Origin of the sequence: Tunicatimonas pelagia, from assembly GCF_030506325.1 — a bacterium.
Taxonomy (GTDB): Bacteria; Bacteroidota; Bacteroidia; order Cytophagales; family Cyclobacteriaceae; genus Tunicatimonas; species Tunicatimonas pelagia.
The window spans coordinates 2,881,825-2,893,875 of sequence record NZ_CP120683.1 but is presented as its reverse complement, the minus strand read 5'-3'; the positions used below and the strand labels follow the sequence as shown (position 1 = coordinate 2,893,875).

Genomic DNA, 12,051 nt, shown 5'->3' with positions numbered 1-12,051 from the left:
AAATGTGCTTTACTGGCTCAAATGAGCAATGCATTTATCAATTTTCTTGATGTACTCGTTAATAGTACGCTTTACTTCAGTAGTTTCGCTGTGATCAGCTACTGTCAACTGAGCAAGTTTACTGATTTTAATTGATTTTTTAAAATGCGTTAATTCTTCTTCTTTAGAAGTGAGCGCCAGCTTCAGTTCTTCGTTCTCTTGTTTTACTCGGGACAATTCTTCCTGCAATGCTGTGTGCTTATCAAGAAGTAGCTCGATTTTCCTTTCTAGGGTTACAATTTCGGACGAGAGTATAGTAGGGTGGATCATGCAGACGGACGTATTAGCAGAGTTTGGTTTTGGTTAAGAGAATATGAGAGCCAGCTTGCTAGTCCGCCTAGCTGGTAGCGTGGCCAATGGACTATTGGCGAATTTCTGCGTGAAGTTCCTGTTCAAATTGCTTCATAAGCCGGTTCATTGTTTTGTCAATAATTTTATCAGTCAGCGTTCGATGCTGGTCTTGTAAAATAAAGCTGAGTGCATAGGCCTTTCTTCCCTTCACCAACTGTTCACCTTCGTAAACATCAAACACATTGATGCGCTTTACCAAGTTATTGCCGTTGGCCTTCGCCACCTGTTCTACTTCCCTAAAGGTTACTTCCTGATCTAATACCAGAGACAAATCTCTCCTTACCTCAGGAAATTTAGAAATTTCCTGAAAAACTGTTCGCTCCTTGGTTGAGGTGCCGCGCAATTTTTCTAGCAGTACTAGCCACTGTACTACCGCACAAAAAACGGGCTGTTTTACCTCGGCCAAATTCGCCGTTTTAGTATCGATTTTACCGAGTTTAGCTACTATTTTTTCCTGATGAGTAAGCTGTAATCCGTAGCTAAAGAATGGGTCGTTCAAGGGTTCTTGAACTATTCCAGTGATACCAAACCTATTAAAAATTATTTGAATATGCGAGGACAAATGATGAAAAGATACTGGCTCTGCCGATGCCATCCAGCTTTCGGCTTGCACCAATCCGGTCATAAAAATAACTAACTCCTTTGCTTCCAAATACTTATCCTCTTGGTGCCTATAGGTTGTTCCGAACTCAAAAAATTTCAAATTTTTTTGCTGACGATTGATGTTGTGCGCGATTACCTCTAGCCCAGAGAATAGTAAGTGCTGGCGCATAACGTTGAGGTCTTCACTCAGCGGATTGTATAACGAAACGGCGGTTGGCTCCTGAACATACGCTGGTTTGGTAAGCGAGTTGGTCACCATTTCGTAAAACCCGTTTCCGACTAACATCTCACTGAGACGTAGCTGTAGCTTTCGATCATCAATTTCAGGGAAGCGAGCGATATAATCGGCACTTAGGTAATCGGCCGTTACTACCTGATCGTAGCCATGAATCCGTAGGATCTCTTCAATAATATCTGCTTCCCGCTGCACATCTACCCGGTAAGGTGGTACCAGCACGGTAATACTGGTTTCATTTTCTTCTACTACTTCTATCTCCAGTTGTTGCAGTATTTCTGTAATCTCCCCACGGTCAATCTGTTTACCAATGAGCCGATCTACATTTTTGTACTTTACCGCTACCCGAAACGATTCGATGGCATTAGGGTACACATCTACTATACTCGAGGATATTTGCCCTCCCGCAATCTCTTTTATTAGCAAAGCAGCCACCTTTAGGGCGTACACCGTAATATTAGGGTCGGTGCCCCGCTCGTAGCGAAACGAAGCATCAGTTTTTAAGCTGTGGTGCTGGGCAGTGCGCCGAATGTACTCCGGCGAAAAGTAAGCACTCTCCAAAAATATATTTTGGGTGCTTGCTTTCACTCCCGACTTAATGCCCCCAAATACTCCAGCAATACACATGCCCTCTTCAGCATTGCATATCATCAGGTCTTGGGCCAGTAGTTTTCGCTCTTTTTCATCTAGCGTAGTGAAGGTGCTCCCTTCCGGCAGGGTTTTTACAATTACTTTCCCCCCGGTAATTGCATCGGCATCGAAGGCGTGCATGGGTTGGCCTAGCCCGTGCAGCACGTAGTTGGTAGCATCCACTATATTGTTGATCGGCGATAAGCCAATAGCCCGTAGCCGAGCTTGTAGCCAATCAGGTGAATCTTGCACGGCGACGCCGCTAATGGTTAATCCCGAGTAGCGAGGGCAAGCTTCGGTATTTTCTACCACTACTTCAATAGGCAAATTCTGATTATCTACCGAGAAGTTTTCGGTATTAGGTAGTGTTAGTGGTTGGTGGTACAACGCTTTCAGATCGCGAGCTACGCCAAAGTGGGAGGCTGCATCTGCCCGATTAGGAGTAAGTCCAATTTCTAGCACCTGGTCCGATACTAGTCCGAAGTAATCAGCCGCGGGAGTACCGTTGGGTAGCTGGGTATCGAGCACCATAATACCGTCGTGCTGGGTACCTAGCCCAATTTCATCTTCGGCACAAATCATTCCCCGTGATACCTCACCCCGAATTTTTGATTTTTTGATAGCAAAAGAATCTCCTTTAGTTGGATACAGTGTGGCTCCTACTTTGGCAACAATGACCTTTTGCTTTTCGGCTACGTTAGGAGCACCACAAACAATGGGCAGCGGTTCCGCTTCGCCCACATCCACTTGAGTTAAACTAAGCCGATCGGCATTAGGATGCTTTTGTACCGAGAGCACCTCGCCGACGACCAATCCCTCCAAACCGCCCGGAATCTGATCGAACTTCTCCTGGCCTTCCACTTCCAGACCAGAAAGCGTGAGCTTATCGGCAAGTTCTTGAGGCGATGCCGTAAGATTGATGAATTCGCGAAGCCAGTTGATGGATATTTTCATTACCAACGCTATTAAATAAAAAGAAGGTGGCACCTATCGGGATGCGTACCTTCAAAATGGGTTGGCAAAAATAAGAATTTTGAACAGAAGTCGTGCTCTCTGGGTAGGAATTACTAGAGTAGGCACTGAATAAAAAAATGCAAGCCCCCAGAAGGAGCCTGCACCAATACAACAACCTAACAAAAATACTTATAATCGCATGGCAGAGCCGCCCGGCGAACTATCACCCGGCGAGGTCGCCCGCCGTACTATATTACTTTAGATCAATACTCTTGGTGTACACGTAGTTATTACCCAAGATAGCTAAAGAGTACTGTCCTCGGTTTAGCTTAGACAAATCGAGGCCTTTAGCAAACTTCTCCTGAGAGGCTACTCGCTCCTCATAAAGTACCCGCCCATCCTGATCAAAAAGCTTTAAGGATACTGACGAGTTGATCTGGTTCTTAAAAACTACACTTACTTTCTGTGGTTCTACCTTTATAGCCGGCTTAAAGTACACAGCCTGGGCTGCTCCTTCATTAAGTGAAAAAGCTTCCTTAGTAGTACCATTGGCCGTACGAACTTCCACTACGTACTCACCGCTCGGCAAGCGAGAGAAATCGTACTTTTTCATGTAGGCATCTTCACCATTGAGTGTTTCGCGGTACAGCGTTCGGCCGTTTTCATCTTTAATACGTAAAGTGGCTTGTTCAGATGAACCGACACTGGCTACCCGGATTAAAGCCTTCTTACTTTCGTTTTCTAGCGATCTAACACTAATTTTAGTATCAGTGCCACTAGCAGCTACCACGTTTCCTACAAATAATAGAAATACGGCAGCAATCATTAGCGTTCCTTGAATAGTTTTCATTCTTGTTTTTGCTTTTAATGGTCTAACTTATGGTCTTTGACTAACTTACAAATTTGAACTTTTGGTTAACCGTTCACTGCAAATATACGCAGGTATTGAATAGATTGTTGAATAATTTTCAACAAAAATATCAATTCAATATAAAAAACATAATGAAATGAATATTTTATAAAGAATTATCTAATCATTTATTAACTGTATAAAAAGATGAGCTTAAGGGTATACTTCCGTTCAACATTTTTTTAAAAAAAGACTGAATAATTGTAAATATTGTAATTCTTCAATTTGTAAGGTTCGGGTACCGTATTTTGCCATTTTCAATCACTTTTTTTGCGGACTATTTCTTGTAATCGTCATTTTCACTTGAATACTTATGCCGAGAATCTCTCGTAAGAAAAAAACCTATGCCATTGGTGAGGTTCTTCGCAGCTACTTACAAGATCAGGCTCGTTTAACTACGGTACCCATCACGTACCAAGACCTACGGCGGTATAACAATACTATTCCACTCTATGATAAATTTAATAAAGACACGTTGTGGGTAACAGTGTTGTACCCTCAGCAAGACATGGATCGCATCTACTACGCGCTGAAGATGATCTACTCTATTCTGAAAGCGGATGGTGACGTATCGGTGATGGAGCACTTGTACGTAGACCGAGTTGATTTATGCATCTACGGCAATACCCGCCCGTTCCGAATACGCATTGTAAACCGTATCAATGATAACTTCGATTATTTCTATATTAAGCATGCCGATGCCTCCCGAGTCTATGGTCTGGAGTTGGAGCATATGCTCTCTCCTAACAGGATTAGCTACTTGGTGGCGGATCAAACACTTATAGAGGAGCATATTGCCGGCATTCCGGGCGATCGTTTTTTTGAGGATCAGTTGCACAATGGTACTCATAACCTTACTCGGTTAGCCAAAGAGTTTGTAAAGTTTAACGAACGCTGCTTTGTGCGTCTACTCGGCGATATGCACGCCACTAATTATGTGATAGATGTTACCCCTGATTTTGATGAGCTGCATTACCGGATTCGGGCTATTGATTTTGACCAGCAATCGTACGAGGGTCATAAAACTATCTACATGCCGCAGTACTTCAAACAGAATAATCCGATTATTCAGGTAGGATTAAAATTGATGACCTCTGAGTCGGTGCGCCAGTACCAGATCGAAGAACATGCGCTCATGGCCACCCGAGTACGTTCATCGCGTCACCAAGTTCAGCATCTGATGAATGCTATGACGCATGATACGTTGGCTCCCGCCGAAAATGTTGCTCAGCTAAAACGAGATTTAACCGATTTTTATCATTCTGCCAACTTTTCTCGCTGCCGATCAATGGGAGAGATCGTAAAGGCAAGTTTAGAAGAGGTGCTTCGCATGAAGATCTAGCAGTAAGGTACACTTCATACTTATTACTATTTCTAGAGAATATATTCCTGCCTCACAATACAGTACAATGAGTATACCCCTGCGCGCATCTGCTCTATGTGTTCGGTTTTGGCTACCTCTTGCATTTACAGTGAATAATACAACTACTCTTTTTGCAAAAAAACGAAGTCTCGTTTATTGTACCATTCTCTCTTTTTTAAAAAGGTTTTCCAGAGTTTACTATTCTAATTTTACGATACAGCTATTTCTTGTTTTTTTATAACTTTTAGTTTACTGCTATTATAAGTGTTATAAACAAATAAGAGTAGGTACAGTTGTATTATTTACTATCCTAAATATATTTCATATGAATACCATGAACACAGAAAAAGAGACAGTAGTGGCAATTGATGAGTCCAAGCTGTATGTCGAGATTAATCCAGACAAAAATGTATTGATGTACCAATGGAAAGGTCACATCCTTGATGAGGAAACAAGAGAAGGCTTCTTACGCATTCTAAATCTAATTAAGAAACACCAGATTGTGAATTTGATAGCTGATATCTCTCAATTCAAGGGAGGGTCAATCAAAACTGCTAAGTGGGTAGATGAACAGTGGAGCGAAATGCTTAAAGGAAATGGCGTAGAGAAAATAGCAATAGTTGTGCCTGAGAGCGCTTTCGGAGAATTTAGTAACTCAGTGGCATTGGGGCAAAAATTTGTTTCGCTTCTGGAGGTAGAGAAATTCACGAGTTCAGCTGAGGCCTATGCTTGGTTTGAAAAGTAAAATAGGTAATAAGCATGAGTATAGCTCAAGATACTATCCAACTTACCCTTAAGCCATTAGAACCTAAGCACGTGGCCACAGCGGCGCAATGTATCGCTTCAACTTTTAGCAAAAGCGAACCTATGTCGGAAGCACTAGCAATTAGTGAAGAAGAATTTATTTACTTCTCTCAGATAGTCACCCAAAAGGCAGCTTCCGATCAGCTATCCGTAGTAGTTGTGACAGATGAAGATGAGGTAGTAGGTGCCCTAATATGTGAAGATTATACTTCACCCCCGCCCGCCGGATTAGAGCAGGCTTCTGAGAAATTTGAACCCATCGCAGCGTTGTTGGAGGTACTGGGTAAACGTTTTAATCAGGAGCACGAAGTAACTCCTGGTTCACATTTGCACATGTCTATGTGCGGAATATATCCGCAGTACGTCCGACAGCGATTGGCACAACGTCTTATCCAATTTGCCGAAGATATGGGTAGGAGAAAAGGGTATAAAGCTACTGTTTGTGAAGCAACAGGCTCTATTTCTCAACATATGATGGAAAACTCTCTAAACTACATCTATGCGGATGAAATTGTCTACAAAACCTTCCAGTACGAAGGTCAGGCTATCTTCAAGAATATTGATAGCGTATCAAGTTGTAAAGTCTACCATAAACCTATTTGAAAGATTACCATAAAATGAAAAATACATTTTTTCAGCTACCTGAAGATGAAATGCGTCGAATTGGCTATAAAGTGATAGATACACTTATTGACCACTATCAGACCTTAAGTGAAAAACCTGCCGGCGGACATAAAAACGCCGGTGAGATTACCGCACTATTCGATGAAGCTATCCCGGAGAAGGGAATGCCTTTTGATAGAATATTTGCCAAAGCCCAAAAAGATATATTTCCGAATAATATGTACCCGAACCATCCGCGGTTCTTCGCGTGGGTACCTGGCCCCCACAATTTTATTAGTGTGATGGCCGACACGCTAGCGAGTGGGTACAACGTATTTTCGGGCATGGAGCGGGCTGGCGCAGCGGCCAACCAAATTGAGAGAATCGTAATTCAATGGCTTACTCGTGAGATGGACATGGGGCCGTTGGCGGGCGGAGTTCTTACTTCGGGAGGGTCAGTGGCTAACCTTATTGGCTTGGCCACCGCTCGAGAAGCATTGCTGGAGGAAGATTGCACTAAAGCAGTAATTTATTGTAGCGATCAAACTCATAAATCCAACTTTAAGGCACTCAAAATTTTGGGCTTCTCTCTCAAGCAATTGAGTATTTTACCCACAAATGATTCGCACCAACTTAGTATTACGCATTTACAGGCTCAAATAGCACTTGATAGACAAATGGGAAAGCGTCCGTTCTGTGTTATTGCTAATGCGGGAACGACCAATACTGGTGCAGTAGACCCGCTGGTAGACATACGAAAAATTTGCGATCAGGAGGAATGCTGGATGCACGTAGATGCTGCTTACGGCGGAGCCGCCTGGCTGGCACCAAGGGGGCGTCAGGCTTTGCAAGGTATGCACCAAGCCGACTCTCTTACCATTGATCCCCATAAGTGGCTCTATCAGCCCTACGATATTGGCGGCATTCTAGTGAAGAATACCGAATATTTACAGAGAGCGTTTCAAACATCAGGGGCTTATTTGAAAGAGACGGAAGGGTACCAAAATTTTGCTGACAAAGGAATTCAGCTATCCCGGCGTTTTCGGGCACTTCCTCTGTGGATGTCAATTAAACACTATGGTCTGGATACTTTTCGCCAAGCTATCCAGTACACGATGGCGTTAACCGATCAGGCAGCTTCTATTTTAGAAGGGTTGCCTCACTGGAAGATTATGACTGCCCCTCAGCTAGGAATTGTCACGTTTCGGTTTGCACCTGATTCAATTTCCTTTGACTTGCAGAATAAGATCAATCTTCAGTTGGCTGACCATATAATGGATGAGCAAGGTGTGGTTCTCTCCTCCACGACCATCCGTAATCATACTGTGTTGAGGATGTGTACCATCAACCCCCATACCTCTTCTGAGGATCTGGAAATGACACTGACGTATCTTGACTTTGTGGCTCATAAGTTTTACAGTGAGCTTTCTGTTGCCGATGCTTCGTCGGTTAGTAACATTAGTTACTAGCAGTGCTTCTTCTGGTAGAAACCTCTTAATGGCTTACATCGTTTGTTAACAACATCGGGATGGAGCAGCTAGGTCAGATACCTGGCTGCCCCCCTCGTAAGTTTCACCGATTAATCCTGATCTATGTTACCCAAACTAGATATAGAAGCCTTTAAGCAGAAGCTCGACCAGCAACACGACTGGCCTTCGCTGTACATGTTTAAATTTATTGTACCTACCGGAAAGGAAGACAAAGTATTTGCGCTGTTTCCTAAAAATAATTTGACCACCAAGCAATCGAGTAAAGGAAGTTACACCAGTGTGACCGCTAAGATAATGATGCGCTCCAGCGAAGATGTGATAGAAAAATATAAGGAAGCTCATCAGATTGAGGGAGTGCTGGCACTGTAGCTAATGAATGAACGGCTTATCTGTTGGCGACTCGTCGTAATTCTCAGTGTACTACTTATTCCCACATTAGGCACTAGTCAATCTACTGCTGAATTGCGGATTGTCACCTACAATTTGAGAAGTGGGCGAGGCTACGGACAAGCGGATGGTAGAACTACATCTGAGCGGTTTCGCGCAATTGGCCAGGAGGTCAGTAAGTATCAGCCCGATATTTTAGTTATTCAAGAACCCGGTGGTCATCCCGATTTATACGACACATTAGCATCAGCGATGGGTAGCTCGTATCGATTTTACCCAATTAAGTGTGCTGATTACAAAGAAGCAAAGCGGGTGGGTCTGCTGATAGTAAATGAGCGAGTTTCGGTTGATAGTACCAATTATTGCATTGAAGGCAATATTTCTGATGTAGACAACTTGTTCAACCACTGGGGGCGAATTGTTCTCCACTTTCAGGATCAAAGCCTGATTGTTTACGGCTTCAAGTTAGCACCTCGGCAACGTTACAAAACTCGGCGTAAGCAGATTGATGCGCTAACCCCTTACCTAAAAAAGGATTTGGCTCAGCAAAAACTCGTAATTGTGGCGGGTGACCTGAATCATCGCCCATTTGATGTAGAATACAATCGCTGGATGGAATTGGGTTTGGTAGATTCCTACGATTCGTTAAAGCACGGAAGTGGCTTTACCAAAATGGATGAGCTAGGCGAAGATGTTTTGGTGCCCTACCGCCGAATTGATTACCTACTATTGAGCAAAAATTTGGCAAAAACGCTAAAAGGCTCATCAATCACGCTAAACCAGGAGGTTTTTGTTCCTAATCCAGATCAACGAAATTGGTCACTCAGTGATCACTTCCCTGTGATGGCTACTTTCCTTTTTGATAACTGAAGCAGTTGCTAAACTTTGTCTCTTTCGGTCAGTTAAACTTGAACACAAAAAAACTATTGACCTATGTGGAAAGAAGAAGATAACAAGCTGAAAAAGTCTTTCGAGTTTAAAGATTTTGTAGAAGCCTTTGGGTTTATGAGCCGGGTAGCGATTGTAGCGGAAAAAATGGACCATCATCCGTTCATGACCAACGTTTATAACCAGGTTAGTTTTGAGCTGAATACCCACGATGCCGGAAATGTGGTGACGGATAGAGACCACAAATTGGCCGAAGAGATTGATAAACTAGCTGGTTGAAATTTGCGAAGTTTAGCAACTTCAAATCAGAATTAGGTCACGAATTCTAAAACCTTGTAAGTCTCGACTGCCTCGTTATCATGCAAGAAACTGCCGCCTTGTTTTTAGTGCCTACTCCCATTGGGAACCTGGAAGATATTACCTTGCGAGCCTTACGTATCCTGAAAGAAGTAGACACTATCTTAGCCGAAGATACTCGTACTTCGGGAAAGCTACTAAAGCATTTTGATATTCGTACTCCTATGCATAGTTACCATGCTTTTAACGAGCACCGAACGGTAGAAGGTTTGGTGAAGCGATTGGAGAACGAACGCATGGCACTTATCAGCGATGCGGGAACTCCGGCTATCTCAGATCCTGGTTTTTTGCTAGTGCGAGCGTGCTTAAAAGAAGGCATTGAAGTGGAATGCCTGCCCGGTTCAACCGCATTAATTCCAGCTCTAGTCAACTCAGGATTACCCGCCGACCGCTTCGTGTTTGAGGGGTTTTTACCGCATAAAAAAGGTAGACAAACCCGCCTGAAGCAACTAGCCGAAGAATCGCGCACTATGGTACTTTACGAATCGCCCCACCGGCTAGTAAAAGCTTTACAGCAATTAGCCGAACATTTGGGCGAGACCCGACTGGCATCGGTCTCTCGGGAGCTGACCAAGCTGCACGAAGAAACCCAACGAGGAACTTTATCCGAATTAATCAACTACTTCGCTGACTCTACCGTTAAAGGAGAAATTGTCATTGTTGTTGAAGGTAAATCCTAATCCGCTCTTGCCACAAAAACCCTACTACCTACTTTTGCTCTCAGCCGCTAGTGGCTTACTCTTCTGGCTGGGCTGGCCTCCCCTTAAAGTTCCATTTCTTCTTTTCTTTGCCATTGCCCCGCTACTAGCGATTGAGAACTACTGTACTAGCAAAAACTACCGTCGTCCGGGTCGGGTATTTTTCGGCTACGCGTACCTTACGCTGTTCCTTTGGAATATCTTAACCACTTGGTGGGTCTACAATGCCACGCTGGCCGGAGCTATTTTTATGCTGTTGGCCAATACGCTACTAATGACGCTTCCGTGGTTGCTGTACCGCTTCACAAAGCGGGTTACCGGAACGGCTTGGGGACTGTTTTCACTAGTTGTTTACTGGATGACATTTGAGTACATCCATCTGAACTGGGATTTATCGTGGCCTTGGCTCACACTAGGTAATGGTTTTGCTGCGCAGCCCGCCTGGGTGCAATGGTACGAGTACACCGGAGTATTTGGTGGTACGCTCTGGGTTTGGCTAGGCAATATTGCGGTATACCAAGTATTTTTCACATCTACCGGAAGTTTGCTGACGAAGATTCAGTGGCGATCATTATTATTCACAGCAGTTTGGCTTTCCTTGCCAGTGATGTACTCCTACATTGTTTATTTTAATTATGATGAAACAGGAAAACCTGTAGAAGTAGTCGCTTTGCAGCCGAATATTGACCCTTACACTGAGAAATTCGTCGGTAGCGAAAATTTTATTCCTTACGAAGAGCAGGTAGCCCGATTTATCACTCAGTCCGAAGAAGTACTTACTCCTGAAACGCAGTTTCTTCTCTGGCCCGAGTCAGCTTTCGATGGGGCGTATTACGAGCCGGAGTTTATCTCTAGCGAGATTTTTCAGAAGATTCTAGATTTCAACGAACGCTACCCCGACTTGGCGCTGATTACCGGAATGACTTCTTACATTATCTACGATAAAGATACTGTGGCTCCAGCTACAGCCCGATACGGGGAAAAAATAGGTTACTATGATATGTTCAATACCGCACTATTCGTAGACGAAAATGATGCTGAGGTTTACTACCACAAATCGAAGCTAGTGCCGGGTGTAGAAATTCTGCCGTATCCGCAGGTGTTCCGCGTAATTTCTGAAACAATTTTTGACTTGGGTGGCACTGCCGGAGGTTTCGGCCGACAAGCCGAGCGCACCGTGCTGTACGATACCGATTCCGTGGGAGTTGCCCCAGCCATTTGCTACGAATCTATCTACGGCGATTTTATGGCGGAGTTTGTCCGCAACGGAGCCGAATTAATTTTTATCATTACGAATGATGCTTGGTGGGGTAACAGTCCTGGCTACAAGCAACATTTACAGTACGCCTCACTGCGGGCTATTGAATCGCGCCGGAGTGTAGCCCGATCAGCCAATACGGGTATTTCGGCGTTTATTAACCAACGAGGCGATATTTTGCAGCCTACCGAATATTGGGAACCTGCTGTTATTCGGGAAACAATCTACGCGAACGATGAGATTACTTTCTACGCTCGCCACGGCGACTACCTAGCTCGCACTGCTGCCTGGCTATCGCCCTTGGTATTTTTGGCTGCTTTTGTAAAACGAAAAACGTATAAATACTAAGTTGATAATTGATGGGGGACAGGTAAAAGTTGATAAGTGAAAATAGAAAATTACAGGTTAAAAAAATAACATGTAAACACATGGTTATCAGTAATTTATAATTTTCAACATGTAATCTTAAAATTATTAACGT

Annotated in this window: 12 protein-coding genes; 9 read left to right on the top strand and 3 right to left on the bottom strand. The window is 43.7% G+C overall.

Annotation, left to right across the window (positions count from 1 at the left end; all coding sequences use genetic code 11):
* Window positions 1–9: 9 nt before the first annotated feature.
* The 3 genes from P0M28_RS12230 to P0M28_RS12220 all read right to left on the bottom strand — a co-directional run bounded on the left by P0M28_RS12230 (window position 10) and on the right by P0M28_RS12220 (window position 3,662).
* Window positions 10–309, bottom strand: a complete 300-nt coding sequence (locus tag P0M28_RS12230; RefSeq protein WP_302210189.1) for a hypothetical protein — start codon at window positions 307–309, stop codon at window positions 10–12.
* A gap of 91 nt (window positions 310–400) precedes the next feature.
* The gene (gene pheT / locus P0M28_RS12225) at window positions 401–2,812 is read right to left on the bottom strand and encodes a phenylalanine--tRNA ligase subunit beta (RefSeq protein ID WP_302210188.1); all 2,412 of its coding nucleotides are present in this window, start codon (window positions 2,810–2,812) and stop codon (window positions 401–403) included.
* Between the two features lie 253 nt (window positions 2,813–3,065).
* Complete coding sequence (locus P0M28_RS12220) at window positions 3,066–3,662, bottom strand: T9SS type A sorting domain-containing protein (RefSeq protein WP_302210187.1); 597 nt, start codon at window positions 3,660–3,662, stop codon at window positions 3,066–3,068.
* Window positions 3,663–4,035: 373 nt separating this feature from the next.
* On the opposite strand from P0M28_RS12220, the gene P0M28_RS12215 reads away from it, so the two are divergent.
* From P0M28_RS12215 to lnt, 9 genes are all read left to right on the top strand, one after another.
* Window positions 4,036–5,064 carry a hypothetical protein gene (locus P0M28_RS12215; protein ID WP_302210186.1) on the top strand — a complete coding sequence of 343 codons (1,029 nt, stop codon included), beginning with the start codon at window positions 4,036–4,038 and terminating at the stop codon, window positions 5,062–5,064.
* A gap of 346 nt (window positions 5,065–5,410) precedes the next feature.
* Window positions 5,411–5,830, top strand: coding sequence for an STAS/SEC14 domain-containing protein (locus tag P0M28_RS12210; RefSeq protein ID WP_302210185.1), 420 nt, complete (start codon window positions 5,411–5,413; stop codon window positions 5,828–5,830).
* Window positions 5,831–5,844: 14 nt separating this feature from the next.
* Window positions 5,845–6,492, top strand: a complete 648-nt coding sequence (locus tag P0M28_RS12205) for a GNAT family N-acetyltransferase (RefSeq protein WP_302210184.1) — start codon at window positions 5,845–5,847, stop codon at window positions 6,490–6,492.
* 14 nt (window positions 6,493–6,506) lie between these two features.
* A complete protein-coding gene (locus P0M28_RS12200) occupies window positions 6,507–7,961 on the top strand; it encodes a pyridoxal phosphate-dependent decarboxylase family protein (protein ID WP_302210183.1) in 1,455 nt (484 codons plus the stop codon).
* A gap of 123 nt (window positions 7,962–8,084) precedes the next feature.
* Window positions 8,085–8,351 (top strand): DUF493 family protein, encoded by a 267-nt coding sequence (locus P0M28_RS12195; RefSeq protein ID WP_302210182.1) that lies wholly within the window; start codon window positions 8,085–8,087, stop codon window positions 8,349–8,351.
* A 3-nt stretch (window positions 8,352–8,354) separates the two neighbouring features.
* On the top strand, window positions 8,355–9,239 hold the full coding sequence (locus P0M28_RS12190) for an endonuclease/exonuclease/phosphatase family protein (protein ID WP_302210181.1): 885 nt from the start codon (window positions 8,355–8,357) through the stop codon (window positions 9,237–9,239).
* Window positions 9,240–9,302: 63 nt separating this feature from the next.
* Window positions 9,303–9,536, top strand: a complete 234-nt coding sequence (locus tag P0M28_RS12185; protein ID WP_302210180.1) for a 4a-hydroxytetrahydrobiopterin dehydratase — start codon at window positions 9,303–9,305, stop codon at window positions 9,534–9,536.
* A gap of 80 nt (window positions 9,537–9,616) precedes the next feature.
* Window positions 9,617–10,294, top strand: coding sequence for a 16S rRNA (cytidine(1402)-2'-O)-methyltransferase (gene rsmI, locus P0M28_RS12180; RefSeq protein ID WP_302210179.1), 678 nt, complete (start codon window positions 9,617–9,619; stop codon window positions 10,292–10,294).
* Window positions 10,295–10,301: 7 nt separating this feature from the next.
* Window positions 10,302–11,918: an apolipoprotein N-acyltransferase gene (gene lnt, locus P0M28_RS12175; RefSeq protein WP_302210178.1), complete on the top strand. Its 1,617-nt coding sequence runs from the start codon at window positions 10,302–10,304 to the stop codon at window positions 11,916–11,918.
* Window positions 11,919–12,051: the final 133 nt, after the last annotated feature.

Bases quoted from the DNA above. Each gene is read 5' to 3' on its own strand.
- P0M28_RS12215 (WP_302210186.1), top strand. From the start codon at position 4,036: ATGCCGAGAATCTCTCGTAAGAAAAAAACCTATGCCATTGGTGAGGTT.
- rsmI (WP_302210179.1), top strand. From the start codon at position 9,617: ATGCAAGAAACTGCCGCCTTGTTTTTAGTGCCTACTCCCATTGGGAAC.
- P0M28_RS12210 (WP_302210185.1), top strand. From the start codon at position 5,411: ATGAATACCATGAACACAGAAAAAGAGACAGTAGTGGCAATTGATGAG.
- P0M28_RS12200 (WP_302210183.1), top strand. From the start codon at position 6,507: ATGAAAAATACATTTTTTCAGCTACCTGAAGATGAAATGCGTCGAATT.
- pheT (WP_302210188.1), bottom strand. From the start codon at position 2,812: ATGAAAATATCCATCAACTGGCTTCGCGAATTCATCAATCTTACGGCA.
- P0M28_RS12205 (WP_302210184.1), top strand. From the start codon at position 5,845: ATGAGTATAGCTCAAGATACTATCCAACTTACCCTTAAGCCATTAGAA.
- P0M28_RS12195 (WP_302210182.1), top strand. From the start codon at position 8,085: ATGTTACCCAAACTAGATATAGAAGCCTTTAAGCAGAAGCTCGACCAG.
- P0M28_RS12220 (WP_302210187.1), bottom strand. From the start codon at position 3,662: ATGAAAACTATTCAAGGAACGCTAATGATTGCTGCCGTATTTCTATTA.
- P0M28_RS12190 (WP_302210181.1), top strand. From the start codon at position 8,355: ATGAATGAACGGCTTATCTGTTGGCGACTCGTCGTAATTCTCAGTGTA.
- P0M28_RS12185 (WP_302210180.1), top strand. From the start codon at position 9,303: ATGTGGAAAGAAGAAGATAACAAGCTGAAAAAGTCTTTCGAGTTTAAA.
- P0M28_RS12230 (WP_302210189.1), bottom strand. From the start codon at position 309: ATGATCCACCCTACTATACTCTCGTCCGAAATTGTAACCCTAGAAAGG.